Below are 18,008 nucleotides of genomic sequence, written 5' to 3'. Positions count from 1 at the left end.
TCCGCGCCGCGGGCCCGGTATGCCGGGCCCATCGCCAGATAAACCGCTCCCTCGGGGGCGGTTTTTTTTCGCCTCATGCCGGGGCCGAGCAAACTTTGCTACTATGGTTACAGCAGAAATTGACCGGCGCTTTTACCAGACAACCAAGGACAGTGCGAATATGGACAGCCTCATTACCTTCGAAAAATTGACGGCGCAACACCTGCCTTACCTGTATGAGATCCGCTTTTCCGTTGAAGAGAACCTGCTGCATCCGCATCAGATCCAGTATCTGCAGCGCAGGCAGGCGCTGGAGGACATCAACCAGGGCGGCGGCTGGATCTGCAAGCATGGCGACGACTATGCCGGCGTTGGCTTCGGGTTATTCATCCCTGAACCGCTGATCGGCGGCCTGTTCGTGAAGCCGGAATACCAGTCGAAGGGGATCGGCTCCGCCTTGTTGGCGCGAGTCACCGCCTGGATGTTTGAGCGCGGCGCCGAAGCGATCCACTTAACCACCGATCCGGGCTCCAAAGCCGAAGGCTTTTATCAACATCACGGCTGGGCCGTGGTCGGGCAGGATGAGTTCGGCCAGGCCGAACTGGTGAAACGCAAAGAGGGTGAATAATGACAATCAAAGGATTGATGACGTTACTGCTGCTTTCGCTGTTCAGTGCACCGCTGTATGCGGCCGTTGACTATTTTTACCTGAAACCGCTCGACGGCGAGAAGATCAAGATAACCCGGCAGATGCTGGAGGCGATGCCGCAGCACACGATTAAAACCTCGACCAATTTCACCCCGGAAGATACGTTCACCGGCGTTGAGTTTGCGGAGTTAGTGAAAGCCTACCACCTGAAAGGCCAGTCGGTGCGCGCTTTCGCCTGGGATGATTACTCCTATTCGATGCCGATTGACGAGATGATTAAATACCGTGTGATCGTCGCCTACCAGCGCGGCGGCAAGCCGATCGACGTTGGTGAGCTGGGGCCGTTCGCCATTATTTATCCGCGCGATGGCTATGCCGAACTGAATAACCTGGATGTGAATGCGAAAACCGTCTGGCAAGTGAAACGGTTGGAGCTGAAATAAGATGAGCAAAAAACTGATCGGTACTCTTATCGCGTTGGTTGCCATCTTCTCCTTATTGATTTTGTTGATTGCCATTAACTTCGGCGGCGTAAAAGAGCGCTATAAGCAGATCGAGCCCAATCTGGACAACTACTCGGTGGCCGAGATCCTGTTTCTGGCGTTTGAAAGGACCAAAATCGCGCTGTTGCTCAGTGAAAACAACGACTACGACGCCTTCCAGATCAAAAAGAAAATCTTCTACTCGAAGATTCAGATCCTGGAGAGCCGTTCGACCTTCAGCGACTCTTTTTATTACGACGACGAGTTCATCAAAAATGTTGCGCTGCTGAAGCAGCAGTATCGCACGTTGGACGATCTTTCTGCCGGCTTGCTGGTGGGGCTGAAAAACAAGGCGGACATTCTCTCTTATATGGATGATATCGAGGGTACGCTGGTCGATATCCAGGAAATTATTTATCGGATACAGATTAAAAACTTTACCGAAGTGAAAGGCATCATCCAGGACAACTCGAGTAAAGCCGAGATGTTCGCCCTCTTTTCGCTGATTTTAGTGTTCCTGATGATGTTCCTGGTGCTGAGAAACGCCTTCTCGTTGAAAGAGATCATCAAGAACAAGAACATCTTTATCTCTTCCATCTACCACGAGATCGCCGGCTCGACCCAGGCCATCGTCATTGCCGCGGATATCATGGAACATGAGCTGGCGCAGGAAGAGTTGAAAAAAGAAGCCCGCCTGATCTCCTATCACGGTAACAAGATCGCCGAACAAACGCGCGAGGTGATGGATTATTCTCGGCTTGAGATGGGAGAAGTTAAAATCAATATTTCCACCTTCCGGCTGAATGAGGTGGTGGACGATGCCGTAACCGGCATCGGCGCCGGGCGAGGCAATCGCCTCATGATCCACCGTTCGTCTTATGCCGGCCTGATTGGTTCTGATAAATACAAGCTCTACCGAATATTGGCCAACCTGCTCAGCAACGCGGATAAGTTTACCCACCACGGCGCGATCGCCCTCAATGTGAAGGTGTGTCACGGCAATCTGTATTTACGGGTGAAAGACACCGGCATCGGGTTTAACGTCGATAATCTGGATCGGTTATATAAGGCGTTCAATCAGGGGGTAGAAAGGGAGACGCGGCAGGGATTAGGGCTGGGGCTGACCATTATCAAAAATTACGTCACGACGATGAAAGGCACCATCAAGGTCAAATCCGTCGAAGGGGGTGGCTCATCGTTTTTGATCCGTATTCCGGTCAAACTAATTAAAGAATAGGTTCGACAGCAATAGCGAAGAGATAATCAGCGGCTTGGTCGGTTTTTCCACCAGGTGCACGTCATAGTGCAGGATCATATCGCCGATGTTTTTCTCGTAGTGATTCAGCTGGCCGGTCAGAATGATGATGCGGGCGTGCGGATCGAGGGCGTCTTTAATTTTCTTCACCACGCGTTCGGAAGTCTCGCCGAAGTCCAACAGCCAGTCCAAAATAAACGCCTCAAAGGACTGCTGCTCCAGCGCGGCCAGCATGGCGTCCGCCGTCTGAAAGGTCTCAGCCTCGATGCCGTAGCGGCTGGCGATCTTCTTCAACAGTTCGAGAATATCGCCGTCATTATCCAGGATCGCGATGCGCGGGGCCGGCAGAAAGTCTATCTTGTTGACTTTATACAGCGGGGCATCGGCTGCATATTCCCGATTGGTGTTGATGATGAAAAGATCGTCCTTTTTGTAGGCGTAAGTTTCGTCGTTGTCCGCTTGCGTGACCGGGCGCTCGTCGACCTCAATGTTACAGCGCTTGTGAATGCTGTTCATGATAAACACGCCGTTATGTGTCCTTTGGCCGGCAAACGGCTCGTTGAAATACTGGAAAACCTTTTTGACTTCATCGAGGGTGATGCCCCTTTTGCCATCCAGCTTCTGTTTGGCGCTGTTGTACTGAAGGTTCAGTATGTTGGCCATCGTGGAGGCATGTTTTCTGTCGCCAACTCCTTTCAGAGTGAGCAACGCGCTGATTGCATCGATGTAATTTGGCGTTTTCTTCATGACAACCTTGGCTTTTTTGATGTTAACCGCGAGCGTTGCAAAACCTGCGTGAGGACCCGTGCTGGATTATAGATGAAGCCTCGGTTATTGCGGTGATATCAGTTTGATTTTCCTTGGCAAACTCAAAACACACTCGATGACAAATAAAAAAACACTCAAAAGACATTCACATTTAGCCGTTTATGTGGTTAATTAGCGCACATACTGTGTGATTCGCGTCCTGGGGGGGTGCCAGTCTCACAAAATAAACCGCCTGCTCTTGTCCGTAAGCAGGGAGCAGGCGGCAAAAAGATCCGCGGCCGACACCAGGGCCATTGGCAGCACCGGGGATGGCTACTCGAACCTCTCTTCGTCGCTGTACCTTCTTTTTTCCTCTCTCCCCACTTTTCTGCCGCAACAGCGTCCTATGAGTTTCACCGCTGAGTGAGTGCCGAGCACCGTTATGCCACAGTCCTTTAGCCGACAAGGCACCTGCCCGTACACCCTTACAGGCCGCGATACGCCATATGCGCGTTGCTGCGGAGAGAGCCCGGAGTCGCGCAAGAGAATCTCCGGCGCGATCCGGGATGGGATAAGGCGGGGCCATCGAGAGGGAGACGGCCCCGGCCGGCGCCGGGTTTGGCGGCCGGCAAGGTCACTATAGCCGGCGGGCCTGCCGGCGCCAGCGCCACCGTTCGGCATTGCGCGGCCGCTCCAGCGTTTTCTTCACGCGGCGGTAAACGTTGCCGCTTATTGCGCACCGCGTCCCAGATAACCGTCCCAGTCTTTCCACACCGGCTGCAGCCCGGCGTTACTGATGGCCTCGGCGACCTGCTGCGGCGTGCGGCCGTCGTGCGGTTCGAACTGTTCCAACTCCGGCGGCACGTCATCGGCATAGCCGCCGGGCTGCGTCTTGGATCCGGCGCTGACGCTGTTGATCGCCACCGGGATCATATGATCGCGGAAGTACGGCGACTCACGCGTAGACAGCGACAGCTCAACGTCCGGCGCGAACAGCCGGAAGGCGCAGATCAGCTGCACCAGCTGAGGCTCGCTCATGATCGACGCCGGTTCAATGCCGCCGGCGCAGGGGCGCAGGCGCGGGAACGAGATCGAGTAGCGGCTCTGCCAGTAGGTTTGCTGCAGGTAAAACAGATGTTCCGCCAGCAGGTAGCAGTCGGTGCGCCAACTGTTGGACAGGCCGATCAACGCACCGAGACCGATCTTGTCGATCCCGGCGCGCCCCAGGCGATCCGGCGTGGCCAGGCGCCAATGGAAATCCTGCTTCTGGCCGCGCAGGTGATGCTGCAGGTAGGTGGCTGGATGGTAGGTTTCCTGGTACACCAGCACGCCGTCCAGGCCCAGCGTTTTCAGTTCGGCGTATTCCTCCTGCGCCAACGGCTGCACTTCCATCATCAGCGAACTGAAGTGTCGGCGGATCGCCGGGATGTGCCGGCGGAAATAGTCCATGCCAACCTTGGTCTGATGCTCGCCGGTGACCAGCAACAGATGTTCGAACCCCAGCGCCTGGATGGCTTCACACTCGCGTGCGATCTCCGCCGCATCCAGCGTTTTGCGCTTGATGCGGTTGCTCATCGAAAAGCCGCAGTAGGTACAGTCGTTGGCGCACAGGTTAGAGAGGTACAGCGGCACATAGAAGCTGACGACGTTGCCGAATCGCTGACGGGTCAGCTGCTGCGCCCGCTGCGCCAGCGGTTCCAGATACGGCGCGGCGGCGGGGGAGATCAGCGCCATAAAGTCGTCGCGCGTCAGCTTGTCGGCGTTCAACGCGCGTTCCACGTCGCGCGCGGTTTTGCCGTTGATGCGCAGCGTAATATCGTCCCAATCCAGCTGTTGCCAGCGGCTACTGAAATCGTCGGCCATCACTGTGCCTCCTCTGGCTGGCTGAGGAAGGCGGTCAGCGGGCTCGAGGCGACCGCACCGCGCTGGCTCGCGCCTAACCCGGCGCTGCGCGCCAGCTCTCCGGCCTCCAGCGCCAGGCGAAACGCCCGCGCCATTTGCACCGGATCGCGCGCCACGGCGATGGCGGTATTCACCAGCACCGCGTCGGCGCCCAGCTCCATCGCTTCCAGCGCGTGGCTCGGCGCGCCGATACCGGCGTCAACCACCACCGGCACCTTGGCCTGTTCGATGATGATCTCGAGGAAGTCGCGGGTGCGCAGACCGCGGTTGGAACCGATAGGGGCGCCGAGCGGCATCACCGCCGCGCAGCCCGCCTCTTCCAGCCGTTTGCACAGCACCGGATCGGCGCCGCAGTAGGGCAACACCACAAAACCGTCTTTCACCAGCGTTTCCGCCGCCTTCAGCGTTTCTATCGGATCCGGCAGCAGGTATTTCACATCGGGGTGGATCTCCAGCTTCACCCAGCGGGTGCCGAGCGCTTCACGCGCCAGCCGGGCGGCGAATACCGCTTCGGCGGCCGTTTTGGCGCCGGAGGTATTGGGCAACAGCCTGACGCTCAGCTGCTGCAGCGGCGCCAAAATGGCGTCGTTGCCGCCGCGCAGATCGACGCGCTTCATGGCCATGGTCACCAGCTGCGAACCGGAGGCCGCCAGCGCCTCCAGCATCAGCGCCGGGGTGGCGAACTTGCCGGTGCCGGTGAACAGGCGCGAGGTAAAAGTGGTATCGGCGATTTTCAGCATGTCAGCCTCCGGCGATCGCTTGAAACAGCAAAATGTCGTCACCGTCCTGCACCTGATGGTCGGCCCAGTCGGCGCGTGGGATGATGGTTTGGTTGATCGCCAGCGCGGTACCCGGCTGGTGGCGTTCCAGCTGGGCCAGCAGGGCGGCGACGCTGAGCGGCTGCGCCAGCTCCAGCGGTTGGTCGTTCAAACGGATCTTCATGCCGCGCCTCCGCATACCGGGCAGGCACGGGCCTGGCTCAGTTGCAGCGTGCTCCAGCTCTGCTGCTTGCCGTCGAACAGCCGCAGTTTACCGCTGAGGGAAGAAGGCATGCCGGCCAGCATCTTGATGGCCTCCAGCGCTTGCAGGGTGCCGATCACGCCCACCACCGGGCCGAGTACCCCGGCGGTGCGGCAGTTGCGCTGCGGCTCTTCCTGCTCCGGGTACAGGCAGGCGTAGCAGCCGTGCGCATAGGGCGGCTCGAGCACCAGCAGCTGGCCGCTGAAGCCGACCGCGCTGCCGCTGATCAGCGGCTTGGCGGCGGCGATGCAGGCGGCATTGACCTCATGGCGGGTCGCCATATTGTCGCAGCAGTCCAGCACCAGATCGGCGCGGGCGACCGCGTCGCGCAGCGCTTGCCCTTGCAGCCGCTGCGCCAGCGGGATGGATTCCACCAACGGGTTCAGCGCCTGCAGGTGGCGTTGCGCCAGCGCCGCCTTGCCGGTGGCGGTATCGGCGCTGCGGTAGAGGATTTGCCGCTGCAGGTTGGTGACGTGCAGCTGGTCGTCGTCGGCCAGTAGCAGCGTGCCGACGCCGGCGGCGGCCAGATACAGCGAAGCCGGGGAACCGAGCCCACCTAAACCGACGATCAGCACCGTGGCGCGCTTGAGTTTCTCCTGGCCTTCCGGGCCGACGTCCTCCAGCAGCAGCTGGCGGCTGTAGCGCAGGAATTCCTGATCGTTAAGCATCGTTCGGATCCTCGCCTTCGATCAGCCGCAGCAGCTCGGCCGTCGCCGCGCGCCAGTCCGGCGCCTGGGTGATGGCGCTGACCACCGCCACGCTGCCGACGCCGCACGCCAGCACCGCCGGTACGCGATCGATACTGATCCCGCCGATCGCCACCGTCGGGTAATCCGCCAGGCCGGCGATGTGGCGTTTCAACTCCGTCAGCCCCTGCGGCGCCGAAGGCATGTCTTTGGTTTGGGTGGGGAAGATGTGCCCCAACGCGATGTAGGACGGTTTCACCGCCAGCGCGCGCGCCAGTTCGGCGTCGTCATGGGTGGACACGCCCAGCCGCAGCCCGGCGCGGTGAATGGCCGCCAGATCGGTGGTATCGAGATCTTCCTGGCCCAGATGCACGCCGTAGGCGCCGTGCTTGATCGCCAGCCGCCAGTAGTCGTTGATGAACAGCCGCGCCTGATAACGCCGGCCCAGCGCGATGGCGGCAGCGATATCCTCTTCGACCTGCTCATCCGGCAGATCCTTGATGCGCAGCTGGATCGTGGTGACGCCGGCTTCCAGCAGACGAGCGATCCATTCCACGCTGTCGACGACCGGGTAAAGCCCCAGTTTGTGGGGCGTCGCCGGGAAGGGGGTCGTGATATCAGTCATTGCTGGTCTCCTCCTGCAAATTGCCGGCGCTGTGATACAGCTCGCTGCCGCGGGCGCGGAACTCGGCGGACATTTTCTCCATGCCGGTCAGCTGCACCTCGATCGGTTTGGCGGCCTCTTGGGCGGCGGCGTAGTCGCGCACCTCCTGCGAAATCTTCATCGAGCAGAATTTTGGTCCGCACATCGAGCAGAAGTGGGCGATCTTGCCGGACTCCTGCGGCAGGGTTTCGTCGTGATAGGCGCGCGCGGTGGCCGGATCGAGCGCCAGATTGAACTGATCTTCCCAGCGGAATTCGAAACGCGCCTTGGACATGGCGTTATCGCGGATCTGTGCGCCCGGATGGCCTTTGGCCAGATCGGCGGCGTGAGCGGCGATCTTGTAGGTGATCAGGCCCTGTTTGACGTCCTCTTTGTTCGGCAGGCCGAGGTGCTCTTTCGGCGTGACGTAACACAGCATGGCGCAGCCGAACCAGCCGATCATCGCCGCGCCGATGCCGGAGGTGAAATGGTCATAGCCCGGGGCGATATCGGTGGTCAGCGGGCCGAGGGTGTAGAATGGCGCTTCGTGGCAGTGTTCCAGCTCTTCGGTCATGTTGCGGCGGATCATCTGCATCGGCACGTGGCCTGGGCCCTCGATCATCACCTGCACGTCGTATTCCCAGGCGATTTTGGTCAGCTCGCCCAGCGTATGCAGTTCGGCGAACTGGGCTTCGTCGTTGGCGTCCTGAATTGAGCCGGGGCGCAGGCCGTCGCCGAGCGACAGCGAAACGTCGTAGGCGGCGCAGATCTCACAGATTTCGCGGAAATGCTGATAGAGGAAGTTTTCCTGATGGTGCGACAGACACCATTTGGCCATGATCGAGCCGCCGCGCGACACGATGCCGGTCAGGCGTTTGGCGGTCATCGGCACGTAACGCAGCAGCACGCCGGCGTGGATGGTGAAGTAGTCGACCCCTTGCTCCGCCTGTTCCAGCAGCGTATCGCGGAACATCTCCCAGCTGAGGTTTTCCGCCACGCCGTTGACCTTCTCCAGCGCCTGGTAGATCGGCACGGTGCCGATGGGCACCGGGCTGTTGCGCAGGATCCATTCGCGGGTTTCGTGAATGTAGCGGCCGGTGGAGAGATCCATCACGGTGTCTGCGCCCCAGCGGGTGGCCCACACCAGCTTCTCCACCTCTTCTTCGATCGATGATGTGACCGCCGAGTTGCCGATATTGGCGTTCACCTTCACCAGGAAATTGCGGCCGATGATCATCGGCTCCGCCTCAGGGTGATTGATGTTGGCGGGAATGATAGCGCGGCCGGCGGCCACTTCCTGGCGCACGAACTCCGGCGTGATGTTGTCCGGCAGGTTGGCGCCCCAGCCCTGGCCCGGATGCTGGTGGCGCAGCACCTCGCCGCGAATGCGTTCGCGCCCCATGTTTTCGCGGATGGCGATGAACTCCATCTCCGGGGTGACGATGCCGGCGCGGGCATAGTGCAGTTGGGTCACGCACTTGCCCGGTAACGCCTTGCGCGGCAACGGCAGGTGTTCGAAACGCAGGTGATCCAGCCCCTCGTCCGCCAGCCGCTGCTGGGTGAAGCCGGAGCTGGCACCGCTCAGGGTGGCGGTATCGCCGCGTGCGTCGATCCAGCCGGCGCGCAGCTTGGCCAGGCCGGCGTGCACGTCGAGCTCGGCTTGCGGATCGCCGTACGGGCCGGCGGTGTCATACACCGGGATCGCCTCGTTCTGTTCATACTGCGGGCTATCTTTGCTGCCGCCGACCAGGGTCGGGCTGAGCTGAATTTCGCGCATCGGCACCTGGATATCGCGGCGCGAACCCTGCAGGTAGATGCGGCGTGAGTTTGGGAAAGCCATGCCTTGCAGGGTGTCGATAAACTGCTGGGCGGCTTCGCGTTGCGCTTTACGGGCGCGCGGTGGATTAACGTTAGACATAGCAAGTTCCTACCAGTGTGTTGGGTTGGGAAAGTTGCTTGTCTGGAGCTCGGAGGGAGTAATGATGGTGGCCGATAAGGCAGGGCGCCCGCAAGGGGAAGGCCGTGTCTGTGGCGATAGATTACTCTTGTTCCCTTCGCGGGTATTAACCCGATCAGGTTCCGCGGATCCCGAATTAACGGTCTCAGCCTGGCTGATTCGATGAACAAATCAGGCGCTAGGCACTCCGACAAGATGCCCCCCAGTATAGGAGGGATAAGAAAAAAAACTATAAAATTTTAACGCGCCGGATCCAGCGCCTGGTCCGGCAGCGGTTGCTGCGTGGCTTCCGCTTCCAGCAGGATCAGCTTATCTTCCAGCGCAAAGCGCGCCGCCAGCGTTTCGCCGATATCCGACAAGGCCTGGTGGAATTCCAGACAAACCTCCTGATCGATATCCACTTCGGTATAGCGATCGTGGAACGCCATGATCTGTTCGGTATTGGCCCACAGCTTGGGGTAGATGTTCACCGCCAGCGACATTTTCGGACTGGCTGCGCCTTCCACTTGTTTGATAATTCTGTCATAGATATGAAAATGCCCTGCGGAGAGGTAATCCACCAGGTTATGGCAAAAGTTCTCCAGCGCTTTTTCATTCAGCGGCGTATGCTTTTCTTTATTCGGTTTGAGGCCTACCAGCGTGCAGTAGGCGACCAGCAACTGCTTGCGGGCCTGAAGCCATTGATCAACTAATTCATTACTACCGCCAACGCGCTGAGTCAGCCTTTCCAAACGGTTGAGCATGTTTGACTCCGTGTAAGTAACAAAAGTAACGGGTAAGTTATTAAAATGTAACAAAGCCGATTTGTAGAGTGCCAGTGAAGCTGAGGTTGTGCAACAACGATATGGAACTTGCATTAACGGGCAATGAAAACGGCTGGTGGATCGTCAGCCATGAAAGCAAACTTTGGTTACCGAACGGTGAATTGCCGTCGGGGAGCGCCGCCGCCCTCGGGCTGCAGGGCCACATGGCGCGCGTCATCGGTGAGTGGGAAGGCGCGCCGGTCTGGCTGGTGCGCCAGGCGATGCCGCGGGAGATGGGGTCGGTGCGTCAGCTGTTGGATCAGGATCGTGGTCTGTTCCAGCTTGCCGGGCGCGGCGTGCAGTTGGCGGATTTCTACCGCTCCCATCGCTATTGCGGCTACTGCGGCCATGAGATGTACCTCAGCCGCACCGAAAGCGCCTGCCTGTGCGGCCATTGCAAGGAGCGCTACTACCCGCAGATCGCGCCCTGCGTGATCGTCGCCATTCGGCGCGACGATCAGATCCTGCTGGCGCAGCACGTGCGCCATCGCGGCGGCATTCACACGGTGCTGGCCGGTTTCGTTGAAGTTGGCGAAACGCTGGAGCAAGCGGTGGCACGCGAAGTGATGGAAGAGAGCAATATTGAAATCAAGAACCTGCGCTACGTCACGTCACAACCCTGGCCGTTTCCGCACTCGCTGATGATGGCCTTTATGGCCGATTACCACCAGGGTGAGATTCGTCACGATCCCAAGGAGCTGCTCAACGCCGGCTGGTATCGTTACGACCAACTGCCGCTGTTGCCGCCGCCCGGCACCGTGGCGCGCCGCTTGATTGAGGACACCGTGGCGCTGTGCCGGGCAGAATAATGTACAATGGCCGGCAGATTATTAAGGGAGCCCCATAAATGACTGAGTTGAAGAACGATCGTTACCTGCGCGCGCTGTTGCGCCAGCCGGTGGATGTGACCCCCGTATGGATGATGCGCCAGGCCGGTCGTTATTTACCGGAGTACAAGGCGACTCGCGCCCAGGCCGGTGATTTCATGTCGCTGTGCAAGAACGCGGAGCTGGCCTGCGAGGTTACGCTGCAGCCGCTGCGCCGCTACGCGCTGGACGCCGCCATCCTGTTCTCCGACATTCTCACCATTCCCGACGCCATGGGGCTCGGCCTGTACTTTGAAGCCGGCGAAGGCCCGCGTTTCAGCTCCCCCGTCACCTGCCGCGCTGACGTCGACAAACTGCCGGCGTTCGATCCGGAAGTGGAGCTGGGCTATGTGATGAACGCGGTGCGCACCATTCGCCGCGAGCTGAAGGGCGAAGTGCCGCTGATCGGCTTCTCCGGCAGCCCGTGGACGCTGGCTACCTATATGGTTGAAGGCGGGAGCAGCAAGGCCTTCACCAAGCTGAAGAAGATGATGTATGCCGAGCCGGCCACGCTGCACCTGTTGCTGGACAAGCTGGCGGACAGCGTGATCCTGTATCTCAATGCCCAGATCAAGGCCGGCGCGCAGTCGGTGATGGTGTTCGACACCTGGGGCGGCGTGCTGACCGGGCGCGATTACCGTGAGTTCTCTTTGCACTACATGCACAAGATCGTCGATGGCCTGCTGCGTGAAAACGACGGCCGCCGCGTGCCGGTAACGCTGTTCACCAAAGGCGGCGGGCAGTGGCTGGAGGCGATGGCCGCCACCGGCTGCGATGCGCTGGGGCTGGACTGGACCACCGACATTGCCGATGCGCGCCGTCGCGTAGGCGACAAAGTGGCGCTGCAGGGCAATATGGATCCGTCGATGCTCTATGCTTCTCCGGCGCGCATCGCGGAAGAAGTGGAGACCATTCTGGCCGGTTTCGGCCACGGCAACGGTCATGTGTTCAACCTGGGCCACGGCATCCATCAGGATGTGCCGCCGGAGCACGCCGGGGCCTTCGTCGAGGCGGTACACGCGCAGTCGGCGAAATACCACCGTTAAGGATCCGATGTGACCGATATGGCGGCTCTGCGCGCCGAACAGCTGCGGCGCGCCGCTGAAGTCATTCGCTACGACGAGCTGCCGGCCGAACCGCCGGCGTTCATCGCCGGCGCCGATGTGGGCTTCGAGCAAGAGGGCGCGGTGACGCGCGCCGCCATCGCCATCCTGCGCTATCCGTCGCTGGAGCTGGTGGAGTATCAGGTGGCGCGCATCGCCACCGTCATGCCTTATATCCCGGGTTTCCTGTCGTTTCGCGAATACCCGGCGCTGTTGGCCGCCTGGGCGCAGCTGCGGCAAAAACCGGGGCTGATCTTCGTCGATGGGCACGGCGTTTCACATCCGCGGCGCCTCGGCGTCGCCAGCCATTTCGGCCTGCTGGTCGATGTGCCGACCATCGGCGTGGCCAAGAAGCGCCTGTGCGGCAAATTCGCGCCGCTGGACGCCGCCGTCGGCGCGCTGGCGCCGTTGGAAGATAAGGGAGAACAGCTGGGTTGGGTATGGCGTAGCAAGGCGCGTTGCAACCCGCTGTTCATCTCTACCGGTCACCGGGTGGGCGCCGACAGCGCGCTGGCGTGGGTGCAGCGCTGCATGGCGGGCTACCGTTTGCCGGAGCCGACCCGTTGGGCCGACGCCATCGCTTCGCGCCGTCCGGCGTTTCAGCGGTGGTTGCAGCAGCATCCGGAGGTGTCGCCATGAGCGATTTCGGGTACACTGCGCCGCAGATAACGCGTAAGAGAGTAAAGCATGCTACGTAACCCGATTCATTTACGTCTGGAACGGCTCGAGGGCTGGCAACATTTGACCTTTATGGCCAGTTTGTGCGAGCGTATGTACCCGAATTACCAGATGTTCTGCAAACAGACCGAGTTCGGCGATCCGGCGGTTTATCGCCGCATCCTGGATTTGGTGTGGGAAACGCTGGTGGTGAAGGACGCCAAGGTCAACTTCGACAGCCAGCTCGAGAAGTTGGAAGAGGCGATTCCGTCGGCGGAAGATTACGATCTTTACGGCGTTTACCCGGCAATTGATGCCTGTATCGCATTAGGGGAACTGATCCATTCGCGGCTCGGCGGGGAGACGCTGGAGCACGCCATCGCCATCAGCGAAACATCGATTCGCACCGTGGCGATGTTGGAAATGACCCAAGCCGGTAAGGAAATGACCGACGAAGAGTTGGAAAGTTTGCCTGCGGTAGAGGAAGAATGGGACATTCAATGGGAAATTTTCCGCCTGTTGGACGCCTGTGAAGAGCGCGATATAGACCTGATCAAGGGGCTGCGATCCGACCTGCGGGAGGCGGGCGTCAGCAACATCGGGATAAATTTAGCGCAATAAGGCAACAAAACGTGATTTAACGCCTGATTTGTCATGCCTTAAGGCTTCACATCCGCACCCTGTCTGGTCTACATTTGGGGGGCGTAAAAAAAGTGGCTATCGGTGCGTGTATGCAGGAGAGTGCTGTCAATCGGCATATCCGTCGCACTCGATGCTTTGCAAACGATAAACACACTGTAAGGATAACTTATGAACAAGACTCAACTGATTGATGTAATCGCGGACAAGGCTGACCTTTCCAAAGCACAAGCTAAACTGGCTCTGGAATCCACCCTGGCTGCAATTACTGAGTCTCTGAAAGAAGGTGATGCAGTACAATTGGTTGGCTTCGGTACTTTCAAAGTAAACCATCGTAGCGAGCGCACTGGCCGCAACCCACAGACTGGCAAAGAAATCAAAATCGCAGCAGCCAACGTGCCTGCGTTCGTTTCTGGCAAAGCACTGAAAGACGCCGTTAAATAAGACCGCGCCTCGGTGAAAAGATTAAACAGGGGGGCGATGGCGCCCCTTTTGTTTACTCGTCGGGCGCTCATGGCCGTTGGCATCGCCGTCGGCCTGAGCGCCTGCAGTTTCCATTCCGATATCCCCAGCTTTACCGCCAGCGGCTTCGTGGCCGATCAGGGCGTGATACGTCTGTGGCGTAAAGACGATGAGCAACATCGTCCGCAAGTGTTGGTCAGCGTCTACAGCCCTTACCGCGGCCCGGGCACCATTACCACGCTGTACACCTATCAGGGCGACGTGCTGCGCCAAATCAAACGTAACGACGCCGACGGCGATCGAGATTCTATTCAGCTGCGCTTTGCCGACGACGGCACGGTGAGCTTTATGCAGCGCCAACTGGCGACACGCCGCGAACCGCTGACCCGCGATGAAATTGCCCTGTATCAATATCAGGCGCGACGGATCCTCGAAGTGAGCAATGCGCTGCGCGCCGGCAAGGTGAAATTGCTGCAGGGGCGTTGGATGCAGGGCGAGGTGCAAACCTGCGACGGCCAAAGCATGAAACCGGGACTGGATGCTGCCTCCATCGTCTGGATCGAGAAGCGCGCCCGCAGCAGCAGCCGGCCGGTGAGCGTCGCCTGGCTGGAAGCGCCTGAAGGCAGCGAACTGCTGCTGGTGGCGAACGACGATTTCTGCAGCTGGGAACCGAAAGAAGACCAACTATAAAAAAGGCCCCGCGCTGCGGAGCCTCTTGTCATGACCATGAAAGGTCAAATTATTTGCCGCGCGCAATCGCGCGATAACCGATATCTTTGCGGCAGAAGCTGCCCGGCCACTGGATGCCTTCCGCCAGCTGATAAGCGCGTTGCTGCGCCTGCGCCACGGTGTCGCCCAGCGCCGTCACGCACAGCACGCGGCCGCCGCTGGTGACGACGTCATCGCCCTGCAGGCGCGTACCGGCGTGGAAGACCTTACCGTCGGCGCTTTCCTGCTGCGGTAGCCCCTGGATAACCTCACCGTTGCGATAGTCGCCCGGATAACCGCCGGCTGCCAGCACCACGCCGAGCGCAGGGCGTTCGTCCCAGTCAGAGCTTTTCTCGTTCAGGCGGCCTTCGGCACCCGCCAGGCACAGCTCCACCAGATCGGAGCGCAGGCGCAGCATGATCGGCTGAGTTTCCGGATCGCCAAAACGGCAGTTGAATTCGATCACCTTCGGCTGGCCGTCGGCGGAGATCATCAGGCCGGCATACAGGAAGCCGACGTAGGTATTGCCTTCCGCCGCCATGCCGCGCACCGTCGGCCAGATCACCTGGTCCATGGCGCGCTGGTGGATTTCGTCGGTCACGACCGGCGCCGGGGAGTAGGCGCCCATGCCGCCGGTGTTCGGGCCGGTGTCACCGTCGCCGACACGTTTGTGGTCCTGGCTGGTAGCCATCGGCACCACGTTCTCGCCGTCGACCATCACGATGAAGCTGGCTTCTTCGCCGTCGAGGAACTCTTCCACCACGATGCGATGGCCGGCGTCGCCGAAGGCGTTGCCGGCCAACATGTCGCGCACCGCCTCTTCCGCTTCCTGCAGCGTCATCGCGACGATCACGCCCTTACCGGCCGCCAGGCCATCGGCCTTGATGACGATCGGCGCGCCTTTGCGGCGCACATAGGCCAGCGCCGGCTCCACCTCGGTGAAGTTTTCATATTCGGCGGTCGGGATGCGGTGGCGCGCCAGGAAATCTTTGGTGAAGGCTTTGGAGCCTTCGAGCTGTGCGGCGGCCTGCGTCGGGCCGAAGATTTTCAGACCGGCGGCCTGGAAGGCGTCGACCACGCCGATCACCAGCGGCGCTTCCGGCCCGACGATGGTCAGACCGATGTCATGGCTCTGGGCGAAAGCGACCAGGGCGGGGATGTCGGTGGCGGCGATCGCCACGTTTTCCAGATTGGCTTCCAGCGCGGTGCCGGCATTGCCCGGCGCAACATAGACTTTATCCGCCAGCGGAGACTGGGCGGCTTTCCAGGCCAGCGCGTGTTCGCGCCCGCCGTTGCCGATAATCAAAATGTTCATCAGGGGCTCCACGAATGGCGTGCGCCGGAGCGCACGCGGCAAAAGGAATTAATGGCGGAAGTGACGCATGTCGGTGAAGATCATCGCAATGCCGTGTTCGTTGGCGGCGGCGATCACTTCGTTGTCGCGGATCGAACCGCCCGGCTGGATCACGCAGGTGATGCCAACCGCCGCCGCGGCATCGATGCCGTCGCGGAACGGGAAGAAGGCGTCGGAGGCCATGGCGGAGCCTTTCACTTCCAGCCCTTCGTCGCCCGCTTTGATGCCGGCGATCTTGGCGGAGTAAACGCGGCTCATCTGGCCGGCGCCTATGCCGATGGTCATATTGTCACGCGCATAAACGATGGCGTTGGATTTCACGAACTTGGCCACTTTCCAGCAGAACAGCGCGTCACGCAGTTCCTGTTCGGTCGGCTGGCGCTCGGATACCACGCGCAGATCGGCGGCGGTTACCATGCCCAGATCGCGATCCTGCACCAGCAGGCCGCCGTTGACGCGCTTGAAGTCCAGCCCCGCCACGCGTTGCTGCCACTGGCCGCAGGCCAGCACGCGCACGTTCTGTTTGGCGGCCAGCAGGGAGCGCGCTTCCTGGGTGACGTTTGGCGCGATGATCACTTCCACGAACTGGCGGCTGATGATCGCCTGCGCGGTGGCGGCGTCCAGCTCGCGGTTAAAGGCGATGATGCCGCCGAAGGCGGAGGTCGGGTCGGTTTGGTAAGCGCGCTCGTAGGCGGCCAGAATGTCGTCGCCGATCGCCACGCCGCAAGGGTTGGCGTGCTTGACGATCACGCAGGCCGGTTCGTCGAACTCTTTCACGCATTCCAGCGCGGCGTCGGTATCGGCGATGTTGTTATAGGACAGCGCTTTGCCCTGCAGCTGTTCGGCGGTCGCGACAGAAGCTTCCTTTACCTCTTCCTCTATATAGAAGGCGGCCTGCTGGTGGCTGTTTTCACCATAGCGCATATCCTGCTTCTTGATGTAGTTGAGGTTCAGGGTGCGCGGGAAGCGGCCGGACGGCTGTTCGGTCTCGCCGTGGTACGCCGGCACCAGCGCGCCGAAGTAGTTGGCGATCATGCTGTCGTAGGCGGCGGTGTGTTCAAAGGCCTTGATGGCGAGATCGAAACGGGTGGCATAGCGCAGCGAGCCGTCGTTGTTGTCCATCTCGGTAATGATGGCGGCGTAGTCGCTGCTCTTCACCACGATGGCGACGTCTTTATGGTTCTTGGCGGCGGAGCGCACCATGGTCGGGCCGCCGATATCGATATTCTCGACCGCATCCTCCAACGAGCAATCCGGGCGCGCCACGGTTTGGGCGAACGGGTACAGATTGACGACCACCATGTCGATAGGCTTGATGTCATGCTGATTCATGACGGCATCGTCCTGGCCGCGGCGGCCGAGAATGCCGCCGTGGACTTTCGGGTGCAGGGTCTTAACTCGTCCGTCCATCATTTCCGGGAAGCCGGTGTAGTCGGAAACTTCGGTAACGGGCAGACCGGCGTCTGCCAGCAGACGGGCGGTGCCGCCGGTGGACAGCAGTTCAACGCCGCGCTGGGAAAGCGCTTCGGCGAATTCAACGATACCGGTTTTGTCAGACACGCTGAGCAGGGCCCGGCGGATTGGACGAGGTTGTTGCATGGTTTTATCCCTTGGCTTTGAGTCGCAATTAAAGAGCGTTACGTGAATGTCCACCTCGTTCTCTCTATAAGGAAGGTTTTTTGCCTTATAAAGGGAGGGTCAGGCACATATTCAGGTAACGCCCCCATTAAAAGGGGGATCGTTTCGTCGCGGGGAATTGTAGCGAAAACGTTTGCGTGGCGCTCGTAAATTTTCCGTACAAATCGCATCTGTGGATAACACTGTGCGCAAGTGGGTATAAGGCGGGGTTTTGCTGTGGAATGCAGCGAACGATCGTTTTTGCTGAAAATACCTGTTGCGGCCTGCGAGGAACTCCCTATAATGCGCCTCCATCGACACGGAACATGTGAACAACTTCACAGAGTATCCGGGGGTCGCAGAGAAAAAATCCTGAAAATTAGGGTTGACTCTGAAAGAGGAAAGCGTAATATACGCCACCTCGAGTTAGCAAGCGAAAGCGCCTAACTCACTGCTCTTTAACAATTTATCAGACAATC

19 protein-coding genes and 1 riboswitch are annotated in these 18,008 nt (G+C 59.9%); of the genes, 9 read left to right on the top strand and 10 right to left on the bottom strand.

What is annotated here, in order from left to right:
• Positions 1–160 precede the first annotated feature (160 nt).
• Genes ACJ8QF_RS24530 through ACJ8QF_RS24520 form a run of 3 tightly spaced genes read left to right on the top strand, consistent with a single transcriptional unit; the run spans position 161 to position 2,347 of the window.
• The gene (locus tag ACJ8QF_RS24530) at positions 161–607 is read left to right on the top strand and encodes a GNAT family N-acetyltransferase (RefSeq protein WP_016929429.1); all 447 of its coding nucleotides are present in this window, start codon (positions 161–163) and stop codon (positions 605–607) included.
• Entirely contained in the window at positions 607–1,071 is a 465-nt protein-coding gene (locus ACJ8QF_RS24525; protein ID WP_004929895.1) for a hypothetical protein, read from the top strand. The genes ACJ8QF_RS24530 and ACJ8QF_RS24525 overlap by 1 nt, the downstream gene beginning before the upstream one ends.
• Position 1,072: 1 nt before the next feature.
• Positions 1,073–2,347: a sensor histidine kinase gene (locus tag ACJ8QF_RS24520; protein WP_280631038.1), complete on the top strand. Its 1,275-nt coding sequence runs from the start codon at positions 1,073–1,075 to the stop codon at positions 2,345–2,347.
• Here the strand turns inward: ACJ8QF_RS24520 and ACJ8QF_RS24515 are convergent.
• The 8 genes from ACJ8QF_RS24515 to ACJ8QF_RS24480 all read right to left on the bottom strand — a co-directional run bounded on the left by ACJ8QF_RS24515 (position 2,333) and on the right by ACJ8QF_RS24480 (position 10,063).
• Positions 2,333–3,112 (bottom strand): helix-turn-helix domain-containing protein, encoded by a 780-nt coding sequence (locus ACJ8QF_RS24515; protein WP_033631531.1) that lies wholly within the window; start codon positions 3,110–3,112, stop codon positions 2,333–2,335. The genes ACJ8QF_RS24520 and ACJ8QF_RS24515 overlap by 15 nt on opposite strands.
• Positions 3,113–3,841: 729 nt before the next feature.
• Positions 3,842–4,975: a 2-iminoacetate synthase ThiH gene (thiH, locus tag ACJ8QF_RS24510; RefSeq protein ID WP_044030298.1), complete on the bottom strand. Its 1,134-nt coding sequence runs from the start codon at positions 4,973–4,975 to the stop codon at positions 3,842–3,844.
• A complete protein-coding gene (locus tag ACJ8QF_RS24505) occupies positions 4,975–5,754 on the bottom strand; it encodes a thiazole synthase (RefSeq protein ID WP_286093736.1) in 780 nt (259 codons plus the stop codon). The genes thiH and ACJ8QF_RS24505 overlap by 1 nt, the downstream gene beginning before the upstream one ends.
• Position 5,755: 1 nt before the next feature.
• Positions 5,756–5,956, bottom strand: coding sequence for a sulfur carrier protein ThiS (thiS, locus tag ACJ8QF_RS24500; protein ID WP_004929884.1), 201 nt, complete (start codon positions 5,954–5,956; stop codon positions 5,756–5,758).
• The gene (locus ACJ8QF_RS24495; protein WP_004929883.1) at positions 5,953–6,702 is read right to left on the bottom strand and encodes a HesA/MoeB/ThiF family protein; all 750 of its coding nucleotides are present in this window, start codon (positions 6,700–6,702) and stop codon (positions 5,953–5,955) included. The genes thiS and ACJ8QF_RS24495 overlap by 4 nt, the downstream gene beginning before the upstream one ends.
• On the bottom strand, positions 6,695–7,345 hold the full coding sequence (gene thiE, locus ACJ8QF_RS24490) for a thiamine phosphate synthase (protein ID WP_004929881.1): 651 nt from the start codon (positions 7,343–7,345) through the stop codon (positions 6,695–6,697). The genes ACJ8QF_RS24495 and thiE overlap by 8 nt, the downstream gene beginning before the upstream one ends.
• Positions 7,338–9,281 carry a phosphomethylpyrimidine synthase ThiC gene (gene thiC / locus ACJ8QF_RS24485; protein ID WP_442537972.1) on the bottom strand — a complete coding sequence of 648 codons (1,944 nt, stop codon included), beginning with the start codon at positions 9,279–9,281 and terminating at the stop codon, positions 7,338–7,340. The genes thiE and thiC overlap by 8 nt, the downstream gene beginning before the upstream one ends.
• Before the next feature lie 114 nt (positions 9,282–9,395).
• Positions 9,396–9,520, bottom strand: a riboswitch (TPP riboswitch).
• 39 nt (positions 9,521–9,559) lie between these two features.
• The gene (locus ACJ8QF_RS24480; protein WP_004929879.1) at positions 9,560–10,063 is read right to left on the bottom strand and encodes an Rsd/AlgQ family anti-sigma factor; all 504 of its coding nucleotides are present in this window, start codon (positions 10,061–10,063) and stop codon (positions 9,560–9,562) included.
• A gap of 101 nt (positions 10,064–10,164) precedes the next feature.
• Between ACJ8QF_RS24480 and nudC the strand changes: the two genes are divergently transcribed.
• The 6 genes from nudC (at position 10,165) to ACJ8QF_RS24450 (ending at position 14,540) form a co-directional block, all read left to right on the top strand.
• Positions 10,165–10,932: an NAD(+) diphosphatase gene (gene nudC / locus ACJ8QF_RS24475; protein WP_442537971.1), complete on the top strand. Its 768-nt coding sequence runs from the start codon at positions 10,165–10,167 to the stop codon at positions 10,930–10,932.
• Between the two features lie 38 nt (positions 10,933–10,970).
• Positions 10,971–12,035 (top strand): uroporphyrinogen decarboxylase, encoded by a 1,065-nt coding sequence (gene hemE, locus ACJ8QF_RS24470; RefSeq protein WP_049241902.1) that lies wholly within the window; start codon positions 10,971–10,973, stop codon positions 12,033–12,035.
• Between the two features lie 9 nt (positions 12,036–12,044).
• Positions 12,045–12,731 carry a deoxyribonuclease V gene (gene nfi, locus ACJ8QF_RS24465; RefSeq protein WP_033631538.1) on the top strand — a complete coding sequence of 229 codons (687 nt, stop codon included), beginning with the start codon at positions 12,045–12,047 and terminating at the stop codon, positions 12,729–12,731.
• Positions 12,732–12,779: 48 nt separating this feature from the next.
• Positions 12,780–13,370 carry a YjaG family protein gene (locus tag ACJ8QF_RS24460; protein ID WP_004929875.1) on the top strand — a complete coding sequence of 197 codons (591 nt, stop codon included), beginning with the start codon at positions 12,780–12,782 and terminating at the stop codon, positions 13,368–13,370.
• 189 nt (positions 13,371–13,559) lie between these two features.
• Entirely contained in the window at positions 13,560–13,832 is a 273-nt protein-coding gene (gene hupA, locus ACJ8QF_RS24455; RefSeq protein ID WP_004929874.1) for a nucleoid-associated protein HU-alpha, read from the top strand.
• Between the two features lie 36 nt (positions 13,833–13,868).
• Positions 13,869–14,540 carry a DUF1481 domain-containing protein gene (locus tag ACJ8QF_RS24450; RefSeq protein ID WP_028127643.1) on the top strand — a complete coding sequence of 224 codons (672 nt, stop codon included), beginning with the start codon at positions 13,869–13,871 and terminating at the stop codon, positions 14,538–14,540.
• A 49-nt stretch (positions 14,541–14,589) separates the two neighbouring features.
• Here ACJ8QF_RS24450 and purD read toward each other — a convergent pair whose 3' ends face one another.
• Positions 14,590–15,873 (bottom strand): phosphoribosylamine--glycine ligase, encoded by a 1,284-nt coding sequence (purD, locus tag ACJ8QF_RS24445; protein WP_033631540.1) that lies wholly within the window; start codon positions 15,871–15,873, stop codon positions 14,590–14,592.
• A gap of 48 nt (positions 15,874–15,921) precedes the next feature.
• Positions 15,922–17,511: a bifunctional phosphoribosylaminoimidazolecarboxamide formyltransferase/IMP cyclohydrolase gene (purH, locus tag ACJ8QF_RS24440; protein ID WP_442537970.1), complete on the bottom strand. Its 1,590-nt coding sequence runs from the start codon at positions 17,509–17,511 to the stop codon at positions 15,922–15,924.
• Positions 17,512–18,008: the final 497 nt, after the last annotated feature.

The sequence above is a fragment of the Serratia sp. CY81684 genome (assembly GCF_052166595.1).
GTDB lineage: Bacteria > Pseudomonadota > Gammaproteobacteria > Enterobacterales > Enterobacteriaceae > Serratia > Serratia nematodiphila.
Note: the sequence above shows the minus strand (reverse complement) of the source record. Positions and strands in the feature narration are given on the sequence as shown.

What these genes read in the sequence shown, in the direction of transcription:
- ACJ8QF_RS24530 (WP_016929429.1), top strand. Translation starts at nt 161, where the DNA reads ATGGACAGCCTCATTACCTTCGAAAAATTGACGGCGCAACACCTGCCT.
- ACJ8QF_RS24525 (WP_004929895.1), top strand. Translation starts at nt 607, where the DNA reads ATGACAATCAAAGGATTGATGACGTTACTGCTGCTTTCGCTGTTCAGT.
- ACJ8QF_RS24520 (WP_280631038.1), top strand. Translation starts at nt 1,073, where the DNA reads ATGAGCAAAAAACTGATCGGTACTCTTATCGCGTTGGTTGCCATCTTC.
- ACJ8QF_RS24515 (WP_033631531.1), bottom strand. Translation starts at nt 3,112, where the DNA reads ATGAAGAAAACGCCAAATTACATCGATGCAATCAGCGCGTTGCTCACT.
- thiH (WP_044030298.1), bottom strand. Translation starts at nt 4,975, where the DNA reads ATGGCCGACGATTTCAGTAGCCGCTGGCAACAGCTGGATTGGGACGAT.
- ACJ8QF_RS24505 (WP_286093736.1), bottom strand. Translation starts at nt 5,754, where the DNA reads ATGCTGAAAATCGCCGATACCACTTTTACCTCGCGCCTGTTCACCGGC.
- thiS (WP_004929884.1), bottom strand. Translation starts at nt 5,956, where the DNA reads ATGAAGATCCGTTTGAACGACCAACCGCTGGAGCTGGCGCAGCCGCTC.
- ACJ8QF_RS24495 (WP_004929883.1), bottom strand. Translation starts at nt 6,702, where the DNA reads ATGCTTAACGATCAGGAATTCCTGCGCTACAGCCGCCAGCTGCTGCTG.
- thiE (WP_004929881.1), bottom strand. Translation starts at nt 7,345, where the DNA reads ATGACTGATATCACGACCCCCTTCCCGGCGACGCCCCACAAACTGGGG.
- thiC (WP_442537972.1), bottom strand. Translation starts at nt 9,281, where the DNA reads ATGTCTAACGTTAATCCACCGCGCGCCCGTAAAGCGCAACGCGAAGCC.
- ACJ8QF_RS24480 (WP_004929879.1), bottom strand. Translation starts at nt 10,063, where the DNA reads ATGCTCAACCGTTTGGAAAGGCTGACTCAGCGCGTTGGCGGTAGTAAT.
- nudC (WP_442537971.1), top strand. Translation starts at nt 10,165, where the DNA reads ATGGAACTTGCATTAACGGGCAATGAAAACGGCTGGTGGATCGTCAGC.
- hemE (WP_049241902.1), top strand. Translation starts at nt 10,971, where the DNA reads ATGACTGAGTTGAAGAACGATCGTTACCTGCGCGCGCTGTTGCGCCAG.
- ACJ8QF_RS24460 (WP_004929875.1), top strand. Translation starts at nt 12,780, where the DNA reads ATGCTACGTAACCCGATTCATTTACGTCTGGAACGGCTCGAGGGCTGG.
- hupA (WP_004929874.1), top strand. Translation starts at nt 13,560, where the DNA reads ATGAACAAGACTCAACTGATTGATGTAATCGCGGACAAGGCTGACCTT.
- ACJ8QF_RS24450 (WP_028127643.1), top strand. Translation starts at nt 13,869, where the DNA reads ATGGCGCCCCTTTTGTTTACTCGTCGGGCGCTCATGGCCGTTGGCATC.
- purD (WP_033631540.1), bottom strand. Translation starts at nt 15,873, where the DNA reads ATGAACATTTTGATTATCGGCAACGGCGGGCGCGAACACGCGCTGGCC.
- purH (WP_442537970.1), bottom strand. Translation starts at nt 17,511, where the DNA reads ATGCAACAACCTCGTCCAATCCGCCGGGCCCTGCTCAGCGTGTCTGAC.